The 19,823-nt window shown below is 39.6% G+C and carries 24 protein-coding genes; 12 read left to right on the top strand and 12 right to left on the bottom strand.

Annotated features, from left to right (window positions below; genetic code table 11):
* Positions 1-10: 10 nt before the first annotated feature.
* From Q7S11_01580 to dnaB, 3 genes are all read right to left on the bottom strand, one after another.
* Positions 11-253 carry a hypothetical protein gene (locus Q7S11_01580; GenBank protein ID MDO8572444.1) on the bottom strand — a complete coding sequence of 81 codons (243 nt, stop codon included), beginning with the start codon at positions 251-253 and terminating at the stop codon, positions 11-13.
* A gap of 68 nt (positions 254-321) precedes the next feature.
* Positions 322-942, bottom strand: coding sequence for a toprim domain-containing protein (locus tag Q7S11_01575; GenBank protein ID MDO8572443.1), 621 nt, complete (start codon positions 940-942; stop codon positions 322-324).
* A 9-nt stretch (positions 943-951) separates the two neighbouring features.
* Positions 952-2,331: a replicative DNA helicase gene (gene dnaB / locus Q7S11_01570; GenBank protein ID MDO8572442.1), complete on the bottom strand. Its 1,380-nt coding sequence runs from the start codon at positions 2,329-2,331 to the stop codon at positions 952-954.
* A gap of 174 nt (positions 2,332-2,505) precedes the next feature.
* Here dnaB and Q7S11_01565 point away from each other — a divergent pair, with 174 nt between their 5' ends.
* Complete coding sequence (locus Q7S11_01565; GenBank protein MDO8572441.1) at positions 2,506-2,922, top strand: hypothetical protein; 417 nt, start codon at positions 2,506-2,508, stop codon at positions 2,920-2,922.
* 138 nt (positions 2,923-3,060) lie between these two features.
* On the top strand, positions 3,061-3,345 hold the full coding sequence (locus Q7S11_01560; GenBank protein ID MDO8572440.1) for a hypothetical protein: 285 nt from the start codon (positions 3,061-3,063) through the stop codon (positions 3,343-3,345).
* A gap of 40 nt (positions 3,346-3,385) precedes the next feature.
* Here the strand turns inward: Q7S11_01560 and cysS are convergent, their stop codons facing one another.
* Both cysS and Q7S11_01550 read right to left on the bottom strand, forming a co-directional pair.
* Positions 3,386-4,789 carry a cysteine--tRNA ligase gene (cysS, locus tag Q7S11_01555; protein MDO8572439.1) on the bottom strand — a complete coding sequence of 468 codons (1,404 nt, stop codon included), beginning with the start codon at positions 4,787-4,789 and terminating at the stop codon, positions 3,386-3,388.
* Positions 4,790-4,875: 86 nt separating this feature from the next.
* Positions 4,876-5,778 carry a magnesium transporter CorA family protein gene (locus tag Q7S11_01550; protein MDO8572438.1) on the bottom strand — a complete coding sequence of 301 codons (903 nt, stop codon included), beginning with the start codon at positions 5,776-5,778 and terminating at the stop codon, positions 4,876-4,878.
* 272 nt (positions 5,779-6,050) lie between these two features.
* Here Q7S11_01550 and Q7S11_01545 point away from each other — a divergent pair, with 272 nt between their 5' ends.
* Positions 6,051-7,274 carry a S41 family peptidase gene (locus Q7S11_01545; protein MDO8572437.1) on the top strand — a complete coding sequence of 408 codons (1,224 nt, stop codon included), beginning with the start codon at positions 6,051-6,053 and terminating at the stop codon, positions 7,272-7,274.
* A gap of 132 nt (positions 7,275-7,406) precedes the next feature.
* Positions 7,407-7,850, top strand: coding sequence for a 50S ribosomal protein L9 (gene rplI / locus Q7S11_01540; GenBank protein ID MDO8572436.1), 444 nt, complete (start codon positions 7,407-7,409; stop codon positions 7,848-7,850).
* Between the two features lie 76 nt (positions 7,851-7,926).
* On the opposite strand, the gene rpmA is transcribed toward rplI, so the two are convergent.
* Positions 7,927-8,199: a 50S ribosomal protein L27 gene (gene rpmA, locus Q7S11_01535; protein MDO8572435.1), complete on the bottom strand. Its 273-nt coding sequence runs from the start codon at positions 8,197-8,199 to the stop codon at positions 7,927-7,929.
* Between the two features lie 171 nt (positions 8,200-8,370).
* On the opposite strand from rpmA, the gene Q7S11_01530 reads away from it, so the two are divergent.
* The 3 genes from Q7S11_01530 to Q7S11_01520 are packed head-to-tail and all read left to right on the top strand — an operon-like array spanning position 8,371 to position 9,867.
* Positions 8,371-8,784 (top strand): Ada metal-binding domain-containing protein, encoded by a 414-nt coding sequence (locus Q7S11_01530; GenBank protein MDO8572434.1) that lies wholly within the window; start codon positions 8,371-8,373, stop codon positions 8,782-8,784.
* A 22-nt stretch (positions 8,785-8,806) separates the two neighbouring features.
* The gene (locus tag Q7S11_01525) at positions 8,807-9,265 is read left to right on the top strand and encodes an NUDIX domain-containing protein (GenBank protein MDO8572433.1); all 459 of its coding nucleotides are present in this window, start codon (positions 8,807-8,809) and stop codon (positions 9,263-9,265) included.
* Positions 9,262-9,867: a 3'-5' exonuclease gene (locus Q7S11_01520; GenBank protein ID MDO8572432.1), complete on the top strand. Its 606-nt coding sequence runs from the start codon at positions 9,262-9,264 to the stop codon at positions 9,865-9,867. Before Q7S11_01525 ends, Q7S11_01520 begins: the two co-directional genes overlap by 4 nt.
* Positions 9,868-9,873: 6 nt before the next feature.
* Here Q7S11_01520 and Q7S11_01515 read toward each other — a convergent pair whose 3' ends face one another.
* Together Q7S11_01515 and Q7S11_01510 are read right to left on the bottom strand one after the other, a co-directional pair.
* Positions 9,874-11,049, bottom strand: coding sequence for a PD-(D/E)XK nuclease family protein (locus tag Q7S11_01515; protein ID MDO8572431.1), 1,176 nt, complete (start codon positions 11,047-11,049; stop codon positions 9,874-9,876).
* A gap of 111 nt (positions 11,050-11,160) precedes the next feature.
* Positions 11,161-11,388 (bottom strand): hypothetical protein, encoded by a 228-nt coding sequence (locus tag Q7S11_01510; GenBank protein MDO8572430.1) that lies wholly within the window; start codon positions 11,386-11,388, stop codon positions 11,161-11,163.
* 81 nt (positions 11,389-11,469) lie between these two features.
* On the opposite strand from Q7S11_01510, the gene Q7S11_01505 reads away from it, so the two are divergent.
* The 4 genes from Q7S11_01505 (at position 11,470) to pyrF (ending at position 14,986) form a co-directional block, all read left to right on the top strand.
* The gene (locus tag Q7S11_01505) at positions 11,470-12,306 is read left to right on the top strand and encodes an A/G-specific adenine glycosylase (GenBank protein ID MDO8572429.1); all 837 of its coding nucleotides are present in this window, start codon (positions 11,470-11,472) and stop codon (positions 12,304-12,306) included.
* Positions 12,307-12,309: 3 nt separating this feature from the next.
* On the top strand, positions 12,310-12,972 hold the full coding sequence (gene nth, locus Q7S11_01500; GenBank protein MDO8572428.1) for an endonuclease III: 663 nt from the start codon (positions 12,310-12,312) through the stop codon (positions 12,970-12,972).
* Entirely contained in the window at positions 12,969-13,556 is a 588-nt protein-coding gene (locus Q7S11_01495; GenBank protein ID MDO8572427.1) for a stage II sporulation protein M, read from the top strand. The genes nth and Q7S11_01495 overlap by 4 nt, the downstream gene beginning before the upstream one ends.
* 794 nt (positions 13,557-14,350) lie before the next feature.
* Positions 14,351-14,986: an orotidine-5'-phosphate decarboxylase gene (gene pyrF, locus Q7S11_01490; protein MDO8572426.1), complete on the top strand. Its 636-nt coding sequence runs from the start codon at positions 14,351-14,353 to the stop codon at positions 14,984-14,986.
* A gap of 232 nt (positions 14,987-15,218) precedes the next feature.
* On the opposite strand, the gene Q7S11_01485 is transcribed toward pyrF, so the two are convergent.
* Genes Q7S11_01485 through gltX form a run of 3 tightly spaced genes read right to left on the bottom strand, consistent with a single transcriptional unit; the run spans position 15,219 to position 18,199 of the window.
* Positions 15,219-15,431 carry a hypothetical protein gene (locus Q7S11_01485; GenBank protein ID MDO8572425.1) on the bottom strand — a complete coding sequence of 71 codons (213 nt, stop codon included), beginning with the start codon at positions 15,429-15,431 and terminating at the stop codon, positions 15,219-15,221.
* 60 nt (positions 15,432-15,491) lie between these two features.
* The gene (locus Q7S11_01480; protein MDO8572424.1) at positions 15,492-16,769 is read right to left on the bottom strand and encodes a peptidoglycan DD-metalloendopeptidase family protein; all 1,278 of its coding nucleotides are present in this window, start codon (positions 16,767-16,769) and stop codon (positions 15,492-15,494) included.
* A 2-nt stretch (positions 16,770-16,771) separates the two neighbouring features.
* Positions 16,772-18,199 (bottom strand): glutamate--tRNA ligase, encoded by a 1,428-nt coding sequence (gene gltX / locus Q7S11_01475; GenBank protein MDO8572423.1) that lies wholly within the window; start codon positions 18,197-18,199, stop codon positions 16,772-16,774.
* Positions 18,200-18,259: 60 nt separating this feature from the next.
* Here gltX and Q7S11_01470 point away from each other — a divergent pair, with 60 nt between their 5' ends.
* Entirely contained in the window at positions 18,260-18,553 is a 294-nt protein-coding gene (locus Q7S11_01470; GenBank protein ID MDO8572422.1) for a hypothetical protein, read from the top strand.
* A 47-nt stretch (positions 18,554-18,600) separates the two neighbouring features.
* Here the strand turns inward: Q7S11_01470 and murG are convergent, their stop codons facing one another.
* The gene (murG, locus tag Q7S11_01465; GenBank protein MDO8572421.1) at positions 18,601-19,728 is read right to left on the bottom strand and encodes an undecaprenyldiphospho-muramoylpentapeptide beta-N-acetylglucosaminyltransferase; all 1,128 of its coding nucleotides are present in this window, start codon (positions 19,726-19,728) and stop codon (positions 18,601-18,603) included.
* Positions 19,729-19,823: the final 95 nt, after the last annotated feature.

Below are 19,823 nucleotides of genomic sequence, written 5' to 3'. Positions count from 1 at the left end.
TCGAGACTTTTTATAAATTATTCCTGCTTTTACTGGATTTTTTATCACGAGTGAAAAAATAAAGAACAAGAATCAGTAACCAGAATCTTGGGTTAAAGAACCTCCGGTATTCGTGTAATAATCTCCAATATTTAACGATAAGGAATCCTCCGATTACCGCTACAATATACAGTGTAATTTTTGCATTGAGCACAAGAAGAACAATAAACATTCCTACTGCAATGCATAACTCAAGTTTGTGTTCGTTGCTCATCAGGTTCTCCCAATAGAACTTATCTTATACCAGGGTACAGGTATGATATCTTTGAGTCAATCTAATTTTTACCCGCGATTCCTGAAAGCATTCTTGAGGGTATCACTGTCGGAATACTCAAGTTCTGTTCCTGTTGAAAGCCCGCGTCCGAGGGTTGATATTTTAAGCTGATGTTTTTCTGCAAGGGGTTCAAGGATTTTTTTTACATACAATGCGGTATGTTCACCTTCAGGGTTTGCAGAAAGAGCAAGAATCACTTCTTTAAGAGTTTTTACCTTAACGCCTTTTTCTACTTCATCAAAAAGTGCTTTCGCACGAATAGATTCATTGGGATTTTTATCAAGAAAGGGAAGTGTACCGCCGAGCACAAAATACCTGCCTCCGTACGCTCTGCTTTTTCGCACGTTTTCAAGATCAAAATCTTTTTCGACGATCATAATTGTTGCTGTATCGGTTGCTGTATCTTTGCAAATATCACACAAGTCTCCTGTTAATATTTTTGATGAGAAGAAGCGATGACACGAAGAGCATTCCGCGGTCTCTTTTTTAATTTCTGTGATTAAGCCAGCAAATTCGCTTAAATAGTTTTGATTTTTTGAAAGGAGGTGATACACAAAACGACGTGCTTGGCGTCGGCCAATCCCAGGGAATTTTAAAAAATATTCTGTGAGTTTCTGTGTGGGATCCATGTTTCAATTCTAAAAATTATCAACATCACCCGCAGTGTAAGATCCTTTTTCGATATTTAAAAACGTTGTTTTCTTTTCATCAAAATAAAGCTCCACCATTCCCGTAGGTCCGTTTCGATGTTTTTCTATAAGGATTTCTGCAACATTGGGCTTATCGGAGTTCTCGTTATATTTATCGTCGCGATGAATGAACATAACAACATCAGCATCCTGCTCAATCGATCCCGAGTCGCGAAGATCTGATAGGCGAGGCTTGTCTCGTCGTTGCTCGACCGCTCGGGAAAGCTGAGAAAGCGCTAATACAGGGACATTAATCTCTCTTGCAAGTGCCTTGAGAGAGCGGGATATTTCAGTCACTTGGTTGACCATCGAATCATAGTTTTTATTTGTGGCCATAAGCTGAAGATAATCAACAACAATAAGTCCGAGTCCGTGTTCACGCTTGACTCTTCGTGCTACACTCCGCATCTTCATAATAGTGTTGCTGGCCTGGTCGTCAATAAAAATAGGAGCTTTGGCAAGTTTGTCGAGTGAATCACGTAATTTTGAAAATTCTGAATCAACAGAAAGTTTTCCGGTTCGTAATTTCCATGCATCAACGCGAGATTCGGCAGCAAGCATGCGGTCTACCAGTTGCTGCGAGCTCATTTCAAGAGAGAAGATACAGACGGGTGTATTGTGATTGATTGCCGTTTGACGGGCGATATCGAGCGCAAGAGACGTCTTACCCATTGAAGGTCGTGCTGCGAGGATGATGAGATCTGATTTTTGAAGCCCTGCAAGTTTTTCATCAAGATCTTTGAATCCTGTCGGAATGCCGCGCATTTCTCCCGTTGATTTATGAAGTTTATCAAGTCTGTCCCACGCCTCCTCAAGGGTGTCTTTGATATTTATGTAATCGCGTGCCGTGGAGAATGTCGTTACCGCAAATATTTTTTTCTCGGCCTTATCAAGAAGTTCTTCAAGTTCAATATCTTCGTCATAACCGAGTTCGGAAATATGGTCTGCCGCTTCGATGAGGCTTCTTAAGATTTGTTTGCGTTGAACAATTTCCGCATAGTGTTTTAAGTTCGACGAAGAGGGAACTGAATTGGTGAGTTCGCTCAAATAGGTATTACCGCCAACTTGGTCCAACAGTTTTTTTTCTTTAAGGCGGGAAGAAAGAGAAAGGAGATCTATCGGTTCTTTTTTACTAAAAAGTTCAAGCATCGCGCGATAGATGAGGCGATGCTTCTCAACATAATATGAATTTTCATTTACTGTGTCAGTGACTTCGATAAATCCTTCCGGACGAAGCATAATGGACCCCAAAAGCGCCTTTTCGGAATCAATATTTTGTGGAGGCACCCTTAGGCCGTCTCTGAAGCTTTTACGAGATACTTTTGCCATATTTTGAATTCTAGCACAATTATTCATGACCCCGCATTCTCTTACTCTGGAGAAGCTGTGGCTAAGGTGTGCACAGTGTTTTTTGTGGTTGACAAATATTATATAATGTTCTAGAAATAAGGTAGAGAAGCACGGAGTGATTATTATCCCCCCAACCATATAAAGGATGATTTTATGGATACTTCAAAAAGCTATTTGACAGGGTGTAAACATAGACCCAAAAAAAACAGCACATCTATAAGTGAGCAATGGGTTCTTAATATGCTTTCCATAAAGAACGGCAATTCGATCGAAGATCTAAGGAATGCATTTGGGAACATAGGAGCGACAATCAATAATGGAATGCTTGACTACATCCTTCGAAATATGATTATGAGAGGACTAGTTTTTAAAAAGCCATTTTATCCAGAAAAAAATCTTAACTCAAAAGGGAGAGGGTGTAATCATTTTTTTCTGACAACAAGGGGAGGTCACGAAAAACAAAAACTAAATAACAAAAATCCGGAGTACATTCCGCGAGTAAAAATCACAGAAGAATTGAGGAGTGGAATTTACACGCCCGCGTTATTATTGAGTAGTGTGCTCCGTTAAAAACGACAAATAGTGAAAAGTAATTTTTAGTCCGCTCGTGTATTATAACGAGCGGACTTTCTTATGTGAGTCTTTTTTGACAAGATTCTTTGTTGGCGGTAGTCTTTTAGTTAGACAAATCAATCAGGGGGGTGTGCCATGAATACGAGAGTACCATTTTTACGGTGGAAGCCGCTACATTTTGGGCTTGCGCTCCTTACTATTGCCGTTACGGTGGGAATCATTGTTGGGCTAATCTACTATACGCTCGATACAATTGTAATTGTAGCCGTGGTAATAATAGGAATAACCATGGCGGGAATCGTAAACAAAACTAATGATAATGTTGAGCGAGCAAAAAACTGGCGCAACAGACCCGTTGTACCAGACGAAGTTCTTTCATTTGGTCTCGAAAAAGAAATAGACGAAGAAAAAAATAAGTAAAATGTTTTAAAGGATAGGTGCACACCTATCCTTTAAGTTTTCAAGAAAATATTTTGACAACCTCGGGACCCTTGTTGGTGTCTTTGATTTCATAGCCGAGAGCGTGTATGGCACCGCGTAGTTTATCCGCTGTTGCCCAATCTTTTTTATTTCGGGCATCTTCACGCTCACGGAGGAGTTGTTCTATGTTTTCTGGAACAATTACACGCGCTATTTTTTTTGTGTTTTTTACGAGTCCCTTCATATCAAGTCCGAGCACATTATCAAATTCAAAAATAGTTGCTCGCTTGTCCTGCGGTGAAATTTTTTCGTCTTTTAACACTTCCCATATAAGGGCAACGGCACGCGGCGTATCAAGGTCATTGCTTATATATTCTGTAAATTTCTTCATAATACGCTTCACAGGACGTCCGCCTCCAGGTGCCCCTGCGATAGTAGAAATAATGCGCAGAAGTGCCACCCCTGCGCCGTGGACGGCTTCTAAGCTAAACGCAATAGGGCTTCGGTAGTGTGCTGTGAGAAGCCAATAGCGGTATGTGGCAGGGGAGACCCCCTTTTTTCCAAGGTCAGCAAGGGTAAAAATATTACCAAGAGATTTTGCCATCTTTTCTCCTTCCATGCTCACAAACTCATTGTGGATCCAATAATTTACGAACTTCTTTCCTGTTACGGATTCTGATTGCGCGATTTCATTGGTGTGATGCACGGGAATATGATCGATGCCACTAGTGTGAATATCAAAATGTTTCCCCAGATACTTCATAGACATAGCAGAGCATTCAATGTGCCAGCCAGGGAATCCTACACCCCACGGTGATTTCCACTCCTGCTGTCGGACACTTTCTTTCGGAGAAAATTTCCAAAGTGCAAAATCCGATACATTTTTTTTCTCCACGTGAATGCCGATACGAGCGCCCTCTCGAAGTCCCTTGAGATTTAGCCGCGCAAGTTTGCCGTAGTTTTTAAATTTTGAAGTATCAAAATATATTCCGTCCGAAGTTTGGTATGCGAACCCTTTTTTCTCAAGGATTTTAATGAGTCTTATTTGTTCCTTGATATGTTTTGACGCGCGGGGAAATTTTATGCCTTTTGTGATGATATTAAGAATCTTAAGATCATCAAAGAATGCCGTTGTGTAGAATTGTGCAATATCTTGCGCGCTCTTTTGTTCTCGTCGTGCTTCCGCTTCCATTTTGTCTTCACCTTCATCCGCGTCAGAAGTAAGGTGACCTACGTCGGTTATATTAATGACATGATTCACCTTAACCCCCGCGTACTTAAGGGTGCGCTTTAAAACATCCGCCATGACATACGCGCGCATATTCCCAATATGCGCATATTGGTATACCGTAGGACCGCATGTGTACATACCAACCGCACCTTTGCGTATGGGTCTGAATGCCTCTTTTTTTCGGGAAAGAGTATTAAATAATTTAATGCTCATCAGTTCGTCGTTTTAGTGCTAATAGATAGTGCATTTTATTTTTTCCGCAACAGTCTGCGTTCAGTCCGCATTAGTTCGCGCCTTGCTCAGATCCATTTCTTATGCTTAAAAATCGTGAGCATGCCTATCATTGAAACGACCATGGCGCCAATGACGAGCCAAAATTCCGGATCAGGAGCATCGGGAAGGTCCATGGCAAAAAGACCGGCAATGAGTGTTGATGGAAGCACAAGGAACGTCACTGCGGTAAGTGTACGCATAATAGAGTTGGTTTTTGTTGTGAGAAGTGAGTCGTTCGTTGTACGAAGGTCTAGAAGGGTATCTTTGTGGCCATCGAGAATGCTTGCAACCTTGTAATATTCCCCGGTCATTGCGTGGGAATAATAGGAAAAATCATTTCCAAAGAATTTTTCTCCGGCGCGTTCAAACGACTCAAGAATTTCTTTTTGCGGTCGGATTGATTGCTTAAAATTGAGCAAGTCGCGATTCACTCGGGATATTTCTGCAACCATCTCTCCTTCGTGTCCCGTGAATATGTTGGCTTCAATTTTTTTAAGAAGCTCTTCAACACCATCGAGCTGTTGAGTCATATTTTTATAAAGCTCACGGATGATGTAGAAAAAAACGAATCCCGCGTGTTTGCCGATAGTACTTTTATCTAAAAGTGTGTTGACCTCAAAAACTTTTGAAAATTCATGGAGCGGGTCAATGAGGTCGTAATGGGTGGTGATGATAAATTTTTCTCCAATGATAAAATCGATTTCTTGTTTAGTTTCACTTCCATGTTTATGGGAAACAGCAGGGAAGTGGAAAACTAAATAAATATAATGGTCATACAAGTCAACTTTTGGATGTTCGGTAGGGGTAAGAAGCTCATTTCCCACGAGGGGGTGGATATCATATTGCTCCATCACGGAACGCACCTCATCTTTGCTCGGAGATTCAAGGTCGATCCACGTTAGGTCTTTGTAGGTGTATGTTGATATCATTTCTTTAAAAATTCAATCGAACTGATTAATTAGATATATTATATCAGGCAGTGAGGAAGAAATCGAGCTTACTCGATTTTAATTAGACGAACTTGATATATTATTATAAATTTGACCACGGGTAGAGATTTTGTGATAATAAGCAAGATGAGTCTCCTTAGAAATCTAGTAGTTTGTTTTTATTGGGAAATTGTGCATAATGAGAAACACAGAAATGTTTAAAAATATCGACTTAATTACGGGAATGTTTTACATTTCCTGTTTCTAACGGGATGAATCTTCAAAACAAGAACATAACAAATATTTTATGGGTAGCACTCGCCATGACTTTTTCATTTACGGCGGGTATTTTTATTGATAGAAATTTTAATCTAGAATACAGAAAACAAGAAGCATCAGTTGTGTTTAACGATAGTGTGGGTCCCAAAGAAGTAGACTTTGCCCCCTTTTGGATTGCTTGGGATATATTGAATGAAAAATATGTAAAACCCGATACTGTAACAAATCAGGAAAAAGTATGGGGAGCTATTTCTGGACTCACCCAGTCGTTTAGGGACCCCTATACAGTTTTCTTTCCGCCCCGCGAAGCGGAGTATTTTCAAAGCGAAGTTCGTGGGAATTTTGGAGGTATTGGAATTGAAATTGGCATACGTGACGACGTTCTTTCGGTCATAGCACCCCTCAAAGGAACTCCCGCAGACCGTGCGGGAATACTTGCTGGAGATAAAATTATAAAAATAAACGCAACGTCTACCGCAGATTTAAAACTTGATGAAGCAATATCTCTCATACGTGGTGAGCGGGGCACCCCAGTTATCCTTACAGTTCTCCATGAAAATGCTGAAGATGTTGTTGATGTAACAATCATTAGAGATGTCATCAACATTCCTACCGTCGAAACGGAAAAAAGAAATGATGAAATATTTGTAATCAGTTTATATAATTTCAGCGCAGATTCCCCCAATTTATTTCGCGGGGCATTACGTGAATTTGTGGATTCTGGATACCATAAGCTTGTTCTCGATTTGAGAAATAACCCCGGAGGATATCTTGAAGCTGCAATTGACATGGCGAGCTGGTTTTTGCCACCCGGAAAGGTTGTGGTGAAAGAACATTTTGGGAAAAGTAAGGATGACGTTGTGTATCGTAGTAAAGGCTATAATATTTTTAATGATACGCTTGAGCTTGTGATTTTAATGAACAAGGGGTCTGCATCTGCATCGGAAATCCTTGCCGGAGCGCTTCATGATCATGGTGTTGCAAAACTTGTCGGAGAAACAAGTTTTGGTAAGGGATCGGTTCAAGAACTTATTGATGTTACTCCCGATACTTCGCTTAAGGTGACCATTGCGGAGTGGCTTACACCCAACGGCGAACAATTATCGGGTCGCGGTCTTAAGCCTGATGTTGCAGTAGAGAGAACAGTGAAAGACTTTGAGAAAAAAATTGACCCGCAAATGGATAAGGCGATAGAAATTTTAAAAATGAAAAATTAAAATGAGGAAACCAAACAAGGAAATATTAACTTTTTTATTTTAAACTGTCATTTTGCATTTTGATTTTTGATGTTTGATTTAAGAATGTGTCTGTGGTATATGTAACACATACCAGCTAACTATAAAGATTGTATGAAGGTGATATTACTAAAGGATGTTCCCAAAGTAGGAAGAAGGTATGATATAAAGGATGTTGCGGATGGTTATGCACGCAATTTTATCATCAAGAACAAACTGGGTGATATGGCTACGCCAAAACTTATTGAGTGGGCACAGCGCGAAAAAGGACGTCTCTCACAAGAGAAAAAAATACACGAAGATTTGCTCATAAAAAATCTCGAGGACCTCAAGGGCGTTACCATCACACTTCGCGGTAAGGCAAACGAGCAAGGGCACTTATTTGCGGGAATTCACAAAGAACAGCTTATTCTGGCTATCAAAGAAGCTACACGCCTTGATGTTTCTGCTGAACATATTATTTTAGAAAAACCAATCAAAGAATTAGGCGAACATGAAGTGAAAATTATTGTTCAAGACAAAAAAGCGTCATTCAAAGTCATTATTGAAAAAATATAACACACTTTAATCAAGACGAAACAAAAAAACACCTCCTAGATTAAGGAGGTGTTTTTTTGTGGCTAAAAATATTTTGTTAGATTATGTTAATGAATTTCCTTTTTGAAGTTTGATTGTTGAATTTTACGCGTCGTTTTTGGGTGAACTTTACTGTCCCGTCTTTGAGGGCGAACAACGTGTGGTCTTTGCCCATGCCGACGTTTTTGCCAGGAAATATCACGGTGCCTCGTTGGCGCACCAAAACAAAACCCGTCTTGGCATTTTCTCCGTCATAGAGTTTTGTGCCGAGATATTTTGGGTTCGAATCTCGTAGGTTTTTAGCTGTTCCGCCCGCTTTTTTACTTGCCATAAAATTAGTTTATAAAGTAGAAAGTTTGTAAAGTTTATAAAGAAATGAATTATGCGCGCGCTTTATGAACTTTATAACTTTAGAACTTTCAACTCGCTTGATTATGTTATTTTTGCTAAAATGCTTTATTCTTCCGTCTTTATGCTATGATATTGCTTATCGTTAATGGCTATGAGTATACTAGAACATATTAAAAAAATCAACCCCGCCATGTGGCCGGAAGTTCTCACTACAAGTCTTATTATCGTTCTTGTGGCGATGGGTAGTTTTGGGCTTGGCAGACTTTCAAAAATAGAGCAATTAAAAGCTCCCCTAAGTATCAAGGGAGTTAATGTAGGAGGGGCTCAAGCAGTTTCTACAGTAGGTCCAAATACCAAAGGATTTGTGCGGGAGTCCATGGTAAACAAGATTGCATCTAATGAGGGATTTATTGTTGGTTCAAAAACTGGCAAGAAATATCATTTCCCTTGGTGTGCAGGTGCACAACAGATCAAAGAAGAGAATAAGGTTTGGTTTACCAATGAAGCGGAAGCTAAGGCGGCAGGATTTACTCCGGCGGCAAATTGCAAAGGTTTATCGCAATAATTTTTTAATATATAAAACGTTTATGGTACAGCAACAAGTAGATAAAAATGGGAGTGATGAGTCTTTCGGAATAGTACCCCTTCATGGCAATGATGGGGAGTTTTTATTTCTTCTTATTCAGCAAAAGGAAGGTGCTTGGGGTTTTCCTAAGGGGCATCCCCAAAATAATGAGAATGAACTGGAAACAGCTCGACGGGAACTTCTTGAAGAAACAAAAATTATCGATATTCAAATTATTGAAGGTCCTTTCTTTATTGAACGCTATGAAGCAGAACACGATGGTATAACCATTGATAAAACAGTAAAATATTTTTTAGCCCGCGTGCCCGAAACAAAAGTTACGATAGACCACAGTGAGATTATTGGGTACGGGTGGTTTACTTATGAAGAATCTTTAGATCTGGTAAAATATGAAAGTAGAAAAAATATTATTCGTGAGGCAAAAGAATATGCCGATAAACATTTTGAAAAAACTCTATGATTGTTATTGATGCCGAAATGTCAGGACTTAGTCCACTGAAACACTCGCTCGTGAGCATTGGCGCAGTTGATTTCACTCACCCTGAAAGACAATTTTACGGAGAATGCAGGATTTGGGATGGGGCCGAAACCGACCCGGAAGCGCTTGCGGTAAATGGGTTTACTGATGAGCAGTGTCGGGATAAAAATAAAAAAAGTGAAACAGAACTGATCAAAGAGTTTTATGTTTGGATACAGGAAATTTCCGATAAAACGATCGCTGGTCAAAACGTTTCGTTTGACGCGCAATTTTTAAATCAAGCACTCAAGCGCGCCAATATCGAATGGCGATTTTCATTCAGAACCCTTGATCTTCATGCCTTGGCGTATGCCCAATTTCTTAAGGAGGGAAGAGAGGTGCCGATCAAATTTGACCAATCTGCCCTCTCGCTCACTAAAATCCTTGCGTCTTTGGGTCTTCCGCCGGAACCAAAACCACACATTGCGATCAATGGTGCAAAATATGAAGCGGAGGCGTTCTCGCGTGTTATCCACGGTAAAAATCTCTTGCCAGAATTTGCGCAGTATTCCGTGGAAATACCAGAACAGGGAAAATTGATATAAGTTTTTTTATTTTTTCTTTGTCGGCTTGAGGGTAATAATAAGTTTTTTATTACGAAACATCAAAATTTCCTCTTTGATATTTTCAGGGATTTGCGCGAGAAGTTTTTCAAGTTTTTTCTCGTCAGGGTCAAGAATCGCGTTCCATTTGCCGATCTTTTCAAGGATCGGTTTTATCTTTTCAAGATCATAAGAAAATCTTTCTTGTATTCCTTTGGTGATATACCCGGGACCACCAAAAACCCTTTCAACTTTTTCTTGTTCCATATATGAAAGAATGATATTGCGTAAATCAGCAAGACGCTTTTTTCTTGTGTCATCTTCTGCCTTAATATCAAAAAATTCTTTGATTGCGACTGCAACTTCTTTATCACTTGCAGTTTTTACTTCTGCCTTTTTGTATTCATGTGACCACATAGGACAAATTTTGCGATACCCGCATGAACCGCAGAAGGCTGAAGGGGTTGGCGGGAATGCTTCTTCTTTCTCTATTTTCTGCTCGATCTCACGAATAGTGTTGAGAATATTTTGTTTTGTTGCACGCGCGATCTCTTGCGTAGGGGTAACGGAAATTTTTTCATTATGTTTTAAAAAATAAAGACTCGTTTTAATGTTTTCCGGTTTTAATTGAGGCCAGCGGGAAATGAGCGCAAGGTGGTAAAGTCCCAATTGAAGATTTTCCTTCAAATCTTTCTCGGCAGGCATCCGTTTCCCGGTTTTGTAGTCTATGATTTCATAGAGGTCGGATTGTGGATCTTTATCAATACGATCTATGATGCCCGCGAGCGTGTGTACCTTCCCTGACACTTCATCAGTCAATTCAAGTGAAAAACGTCCTTCAAGCTCAACCACATTAAATGTCCATGGCTGATTCTTTTTGTAAAAATTCTTAATCGTGGCAATCCCTTCATCAAAATAAACTTTTTCCTCCGCTTCTTTTTTTTCAAGATTTCTCCATTCAATAAACAGTGACTTTTCGTTCCATTTTTTCGTATAAAAATCTATCACCTGGTCGAGAGTAGGGTAGAGGGGGTTGCGCTCAAACATAAACTTGAGTGCAGAGTGAATGAGGGTGCCATAGACTTGCTCGGCGCGTTTGGGCTCTTTGATCTTATCTATTTGGGAATATTTGTATTTAAGCGGGCAGATTTTGTAGGTTGCCAGAGCTGAATATGATGTTCGCATCAAAACATTGTAACATAATGAAATATTTGCTACTTTGATTTACTAAAAAACACACCAAACCAGTAAGGTTTAGTGTGTTGCGAATCAAAAAGAATAACGTATTTGTGTTATTTATGTATTGTGGGCAGGAGCAGGAAGATAATTCACACTGAGGCCATCGTTAACAGAGCCACTTATTCTTTGTTTTTCGGCTAAAACTGCCGCTCTGCATGCCCGTGCTACATTGTTTGCTTCTTGTACGGTTTTTGCTTCTGCGAGTGGGATATTTTTCATCATGCCATCACCCCATTCAAAAACAACCTTAAACCCAGTACCATTCACTGGGACCACTCTGATCATTGTGCACATAAGTCGCGCCCTCCTCGAAGTTAAGTTCAGATAATAAAAATCCGTATGTTACAATACGCTTATATTTTTACCATGTCAACAAGTGAAACAACACATACGAGGAATAATAAAAATATACCGGCATTTAAAAAAAATATCCGAAATTTTTATCGTAAAAATAAACGAGAAATGCCGTGGCGAAATACGCATGATCCCTATAAAATTTTGGTATCGGAAGTGATGCTTCAACAGACCCAGGTCTCGCGCGTTCTCAAAAAATACCCTCAGTTTATACAGGCATTTCCTAGCCCTAGAGTGCTCGCAAAAACCCCTCTTAAGCGAATTTTAAGCGTTTGGCAGGGGATGGGGTATAACAGGCGGGCTATCGCACTTAAAAAGATTGCAGACAAAATAATGAAAGAATACAGCGGAGTGGTTCCTAATGATCCAGTAATCCTCGAAAAATTTCCCGGGATTGGAAAGAATACTGCTGGCGCGATTATTGCGTTTGCGTTCAATAAACCGGCTGTTTTTATCGAAACCAACATCAGGCGCGTTTTTATTTATCATTTTTTTAAACATCGCAGTGAAGTGAGTGACAAAGAAATTCTTACATTAGTTGAAAAAACTCTCGATAAAAAGAATCCGCGAGAATGGTATTACGCACTTATGGACTATGGAGCAATGCTCGTAAGAAAAGTCACGAACCCAAATCGCAGAAGCAAGTATTATACAAAACAAAAACCGTTCAAGGGGTCAAATAGGGAAGTGCGGGGGCTCATTATTCAGGTTCTTCTTGAGAACAAGTCTTTGTCAATAAAAAAATTTAAGGAGAAAATTAATCGTCCTGAATTACCCCAAAATATTAATGATCTTGTTCATGAAGGGTTTTTAAAAAAACGGGGAACACTCTATACGCTTGCTCGTTAACCTATGAAGCAAAATAATAAAAATTTAGAAATCCGCAAACGTCGAGCAAAGATTGTTTTAAGGGAACTTAAAAAACTTTTTCCGAAGGCGGGGATGATGCTTCGATACTCAAATAATTGGGAGCTTTTGGTTGCTGTGGAGCTTTCCGCGCAATGCACTGATAAAAAAGTAAACGAGGTAACCGAAAAGCTTTTTAAAAAATACAGAACACTCGATGATTACGCGCACGCGAAACAGAAAGAATTTGAGAAAGATATTTATTCAACGGGATTTTATCGCAACAAGACAAAAAATATATTAGCGGCGGCAAAAATGATCAAAAAAGAATATGACGGGGAGGTACCTCATACCATGGAGAAGATTCTCGCTGTGCCCGGCGTTGCACGCAAAACAGCAAACGTTGTCTTGGGGAACGCGTATGGTATTGTAGAGGGGATTGCTGTTGATACGCACGTAAGACGATTATCGAGATTATTCGGACTCACTCTTGAATTTAATCCAATAAAAATAGAACGTGAGCTCATGGAAGTGTTGCCCAAGAAGGAATGGTTTGAGTTTACGTATCGACTTATAGAATATGGAAGAAAGTATTGCAAAGCGGTTCCACGACATGACCATAGAACGTGCCCTGTTACTCGAGTGCTTATAAAAAGAAATCTTATATGATATTAAGGGGAAAAATACGAGAACTATGCAAAATCAACGAAAGCACAGAGCTATATTTAAAAGTTATATCGCTTATTTTTTTTATAGCAATTTCAGTGGGAATTATCACTGCCCAACTTTTTCCCCATGAAGCACGAGAGGGGGTTGAAGAGATATCTCAACAACTTGAGTTTATATCCAGTGCGGGAACGTTTGAAATGTTTTGGATCATATTTTTAAATAATGCAGTAAAATCATTTTTCGCACTGGTTAGTGGGATTCTTTTTGGTATTATTCCAGTCATGTTTATTCTTATCAATGGGTATGTTATTGGTATTGTGGGTACTGTTGCCATTGCAGAGAAGGGAATCACGAGTTTTCTTGCGCTCACTCTTCCGCATGGTATTTTGGAGATTCCAGCAGTACTTCTTGCGGCAAGCCTTGGGGTGATGCTCGGTGAAAAATTTTATACGCAAATAAGGACAAGGGAGTCGTTTCACCCAAGCTTTTCATCAGCTCTCGGTGTATTTTTTAAGATAGTTGTTCCCACATTGGCGATTGCAGCACTCATCGAAACTCTTTTGGGTGTTATTGATGGTGCATAGTATGTTTTTTTGTTGAGCATATCGGAGAGGTATCTGCCGAAATTTCAAATAAAAATAAGCTATAAAAACCTGCTCATTAGGCCTGGAATTTGATAAGTCTAAAACCCTTGACAAAGATTACAAAAATAGGGGATAATAAACGCTAGATGTTTCCACAACCCCACATAAGCCTTAAATCAGCTTGAGGAGGTTTTGATGAACGCTAACACATTGATGACAGTTCTATTTGTTTGGCTAGTTGCTGGTCTTTTCGTAACAATTGCCTTTGGGAGAGCAAAAATCGTGTCCGACGAAGAAGGAGACAAAAAGATCCCCGGCAACAATTCAACAAAGTCACCAGAGCCTCCAAAGGGCTATACTCGCTCACATCCAAGAAAGCGCATGGTGCGCTAAGTAGTACATTAACGGTTGGGCTTTGCCCAAACTCCCATCACTTAGGTGGGAGTTGTTGTTTTTTCGAATCAAAAATTCCATGCTATTGGGATATTACGGCTTGATTGACAACTCTACCTCCGCAGGCTATATTTTAATGAGATAAAATCTAATTCTCATGGAGGTGGCATATGAAGAAAATCTTCGAGACTCTTTGGGGTTGGTTCTGCGAATCATATATTTGGGGGGTTATAACATTTATTATAGTCTGGATATGGCCGGCCATAATGATGGATAATTATCCTGGAGGAAAATCTCAAAGATTAAATTAATTTGAGGCAACTCAATTAACAAGCCCGCAAAAGTTTCTATTGCGGGCTTTTGCTTTCTCTATAATATAACAGAATAGTAACCTTTAAAACATGAAGAAGGAAAATTTAATTATTGCATTAGACGGGATGAACTTAAAAGAAGCGCTTAAAATTGCCCGCGCGTTAAGTGGAAAAGTCTGGGGGTTTAAAATAGGCGACCTACTCTATGAGGATAGTTCTATTGTTCGAAAACTCAAAAAGTTCGGGCACGTGTTTGCTGATGTTAAGTTATATGACATTCCTAATACTGTTGCAAATAGTGTGAAAAAACTCTCACGCGCCGGCGCTGATATGATAACCGTTCATGCTTCCGGCGGTATTGAAATGATAAAAGCCGCAAAACAAAATGCTGGAAGGAGTAAAATTCTTGCTGTAACTGTGCTTACTTCGCAAAATAATAAAAATACAAAAAGAAACGTCATAAAACTCGCTCAAGATGCCATAACCGTGGGAGTGCAAGGGATAGTGTGTTCGGGGCAGGAACTGGGGGCGCTTAAGGGTGTCCCAGGAATCAAATCAATAATCAAGGTTGTGCCTGGAATAAGACCTGTGTGGTATGCAAAAAAAGATGATCAGAAGCGTACAATTACTCCCCATGAAGCGATGCGACTTGGCGCGGATTATTTGGTTATCGGGAGACCGATTACAAAAGCTAAGAGTCCACTAAGGGCACTCAAGGAACTCTAGGGAGTAAGGGCTTTATAAAAACATACGACGTCGCACAATATATCTTTTGCGACGTCATAACTTTTTAACCACCAAGTGAGGCATGAGAACGGTAAATATGGCAGATTGATATTTCTAGTTTTACTGCATAAGCACGTGTAAATAATATAACGTTGCAAAAGATCGTCGCGATTGCGCGACTATTTTTAGGTTATAGATCGCACAATCGCTAATTGCGACACAAACATCTCCCTTAAACTTTTGATTTTTCAAAATAGCCGAAAATAAAATTTACTGCCGGTGATACGTAATTCTGCCAAAGTCCTTTCGCAAGCCCAAGTCCCCATTGAAATGTATTTGATTCCACGATTGCGCGAATATCTATACTAAAATAAGAAATAATAGCTATAACAATTATAAATACGAGTATTAATTTAATAAAACCTGATTTTTGTGTTGAGGGCATAGGTATTTTATTATTATAATCATTCCAACATTCTGCAGAATATTGGAATGATTAGTAAGCTCATAATTTTTTAAGGTAATTTATTGGGTCAAGATATGCGTTGAGTGGTGCTATCGGTATTATATATGTTCCTCCACATACCTTACTTTTTCTTGATTCAATACTCACGCCTTGGGTTGCATAAACAGTAAGATGGAGGTGCGGGCCTGTGGAATACCCCGTGTCACCACTATATCCAATAATACCACTTGTATCGACTTCTTGCCCCGCAGAGACACTTATAACTGAAAGATGTGCATAGAGCGTACTCAAGCCATTTTTGTGCTTTATAAGTACCCAGCGACCATAGGAAGCTCCAGGACAAATAATATCTGTATCTCCCGTACCTGCAATTGTTCCCGACAGAGATGCTTTAATTTTTGTACCATAGGTTACACCAATATCAATGCCATTATGACCTTTTCCATTATAAGCGCCACTTTTTGCAAATGCAGTATCGCCGAAATATTGTGTTACACGAACATTGTCCGTAGGCCATGATAAAACCTGCGATCCGACGGGAGGAAAACTATTCGGATCAATTGCAACCTTAAGTTCAGATTCAAACTCACGAAGTTCTGCTTCAAAAGCATCCTTGAGTTTTTGCTTTTCTTGTAGAATTTTTTTATAATTTGATTCCTTGTTTTTCGTAGATACAAGTAAGCGATCTTTTTCTTTTTTATTATTTTCAACAACTCGTTTCTCATCAGCTAACTCTTTCTTAAGTCCCATAAGCACCTCTTTTTCTTCTTCCGTAGACTTTTTATCAGATTCTCGCGCAGCTTTTAGTTGTTCGAGTTCCTTAAGTTGTTCACGAATTAAACCACTTAAACGCTCTAAATTTTCTATATCATCCCAAAATTTTGAAAAATTATTAGTAGAAAGAATCACCTCAACCAAATTTTTTGATTCAGTTTGGTCCATCGTGCGAAGTATTTCTCCAATAGCGCTGGAATTTAGACCGATCTTAACCTTCTTGTCATTAATTTCAAGTTCGAGTTTTTCAATCTTGAGATTTTGCGCTGAAATTTTACTTTCAGTAAGGCGAATATTCACATCGAGCTTTTTGCGGGCAATATCAAGTTCCTTGATTGAGGTTGCAAGTGTTTTTGCTTGTCCCCCTAGTGATGCGATATCTTTCTCGTATTGCGCGATTTCCTGCTCAAGATTTTTAATTTCTATTCCCCTACCGTCTATTTTTTGTCGAAGATCATCAATGATTCCCGCGTGAATATCAACGGGAGATACTACGAATGTAAGAAATAAAATAACTATATATACTAAAAAACGTATGTTCATATTTACTCACTACATTTTTTTATCGCCACTAAAAGTCTTTCCATCGTTTCTTCTTTGCCCAAAACTTCAGCAAGCACAAATGGGTCTGGAGATTTATCCTTCCCTGATAGTGCCATACGTACTGGCCAAAGTACGAACCCCCTCCCCTCTTCTGTCGCATAATTCCAAAGCGCCTCTTTTATTTTTTCTTTAGTGAAAGACGCGTTATCAACAGTTTCAAGAATTTCTACTACCCGCGTAAGCTGTGCTTTTATTTTTGTGTAATCGCCATCTTCCCCGCCTGCCAAATGAGCGCCGGTAGGTTTCCATAAAAGTTTTTCTTTTTGATATTCAGGCACAACAAAGTAATATCCGATTTCTCCAGTCTCTGCCATCGTGGCAATATCTTTGAATGTGCTCATACGCTCGCTAATGACCGCAAGTACCGCATCAAATCTTTTTTCACTGAAACCAGGGAACGCTCGGATTGAATCTGGAACATATTCTAAAGCGCGCTTTTTGAATTCCGTAGGCGGCATTTTTTTGAGATATTCCTTATTCATCCATCGAAGTTTTTCAATATTAAATATCGCACCTCCTTTTTGAACTTTTTCAATCGAAAATTCTCGCGTGAGTTCTTCTATAGAAAAAATTTCTCGCTCATCTCCAGGGTTCCATCCGATAAGTGCGAGAAAATTAACCAGTGCTCCAGGAAAAAATCCAAGGTCTCGATATTCGGTCACCGATACGGCACCATGTCTTTTGGAGAGCTTAGACCTATCGGGGGCCAGAATGAACGGTATGTGAGCATAGAAAGGTCTAGGTGCACCCAACGCTTCCTGTATAAGAATTTGTCGTGGTGTGTTTGATATTCCGTCTTCTCCGCGAATGATGTGCGTTATACCCATGTCAAAATCGTCCACCACCACGGCAAAATTATACAGCGGAGTTTCAAGATCTTTTGCGATTACAAAATCGCCAAGCTCGGTCGTATCAAATGATATATCACCGCGGATGAGATCGCGAAAGGTGACTATCTTATTGAGGTTTTTGAATCGTATTACTTCCCCTCGCTTACTTACCTGCCGCGACGCAGTGCTTTGCGGTGCAGGGAGTCCTTCTTGCGAGGCTTCTTCTTTTGAAATGTATGCCGATCCCGCGACAATGAGCTGCTCAAGATATTTCTTATACACAGCAGTTCGGTCAGATTGACGATAGAGTTCATCGTATGAAATAGAGAGCCACTTCAATCCCTCGAGGATATCGTCCTCATGTTCTTTCTTTGAACGCTCTTTATCCGTATCTTCGATGCGCAAAACCATCTTCCCACCATGTTTTTTTGCAAATAGGAAATTAAAGAGAGCGGTGCGTGCTCCTCCCACATGTAAGACGCCTGTTGGGGATGGGGCAAAACGAACTCGAACTTCTTGCTTTTTTTGATTCTTTTCCATACAATCTTTGTAGAATATATTTGTATTGTAACACAATCTAATAAATTGGAGGGTAGCCTTATGAAAGCAAGATTGAAAACAGGAGAATGCTTTAAGGTTATTTGCGTAGGAGAGGGGGACAGGCTATATGTATGTAAAAAAATAATCGGGGAAGTCGGAGGAATTTTTATAAAAGCACTTACACCCCCAAGGACTAATTCAAATGGTTCATACTGGTTTACTGCCGTGTGTCTCAAGGACTATCCAAAAATTTCAAATCGTTGGCACAGCCAAGGGCTTGTGAAAGGAGATGAAATAAAGTTTGATTATGCATACATACAAAAAATTAGTCGCAAGGAAAGGCGAAGCAGGTAAAAACCCCTATGATTTTTCATGGGGGTTTTGGTTTACCCAAAAAGAGGTTACTTCGCGTGTTCTTTGAGGACAAGAAGAATTTCTTGAGCTATTTTTAGAGCAGCATCATCTTTAGCAAATAATTTTGCACTCACCTTCATTTTTTCTCGAATCTCTGCATCATCCATAAGACGTTCAACCTCGGAAGTTATGAGGTTTGTCGTAAGATTTGATTCTTCTATAACAATACATCCTCCCCCTCGGGCGTATGCATACGCATTTTTTCTTTGATGATCTCCATTGGAGTCAGTGATAGGAATAATAATAGAAGGTATTCCCCATGCAGCTATTTCAAAAATTGCTGATCCAGCTCGCGATATAACAAGGTCTGCGACACCCGCAGATGTTCTCAATGTAATCTCATTTAAATACCCAAACATTTTATAACGTTCGCGATATTGGCTTTTTGCCATCACCACCTCTGCCATATTTTTCATAGCTTCAAGATTTTTGATACCCACTTGGTGGATGATCTGATATTTTTCTGTAAGACGTGGAGCCGCTTGCATAATGGCATCATTGATAATTGACGCCCCTTGAGAACCGCCGAGAATAAGTATCGTGGGTACCGTGCTGTCAAGTTTGAGGATTTCATGCGCACCTTCACGCATAGGAATGGCAACATCTCTTCTGATTGGATTTCCCGTAAATGCAGTTTTTTCTATGGGAAAATATTCCGCCGCTTCACGATACGATACAGCGATACGTCGTGCAAATTTAGATGCAATAATATTCGCACGTCCGGGTACGCTGTCTGATTCATGAATAATGACCGGAATATTGAGAAATTTTGCCGCAATCAGTGTAGGAAAACTTGCATACCCCCCCTTCCCTACCACCACATCGGGAAACAGAACATATAATACTCCGAGTGCTCGCACTACGCCGTAGACTGTTTTGAAAAGATCAACTATATTTAAAAATGAAAAATATCTTCGTAGTTTACCAGCGGGTAATTTTTTAAATATGATTCCTTTTTCAAAAAGTATTCGCTCGTCGTATGGAGCATCAGAAAGATAGTAGATTTTAACATCAACAAATTTCTCACGATCAAGAAGCTCATTAAGTTTCTCCGCGATAGCTATTATAGGATAGAAATGACCTCCTGATCCCCCGCCAGTAAAGACTACCTTCATCTTATTAGAAACCCGCCTGCAATAACTCAAAAGCTATTACGGGAGATGTTATTGCTGATAATGAAGTATATTGCATAAAAATTTACAATTTTCAA

The organism is bacterium (genome assembly GCA_030648955.1).
Lineage (GTDB): Bacteria > Patescibacteriota > Minisyncoccia > Phycocordibacterales > JAUSHB01 > JAUSHB01.
The sequence above is the reverse complement of the archived record's forward strand: the minus strand, read 5'-3'. Positions and strand labels throughout refer to the sequence as shown.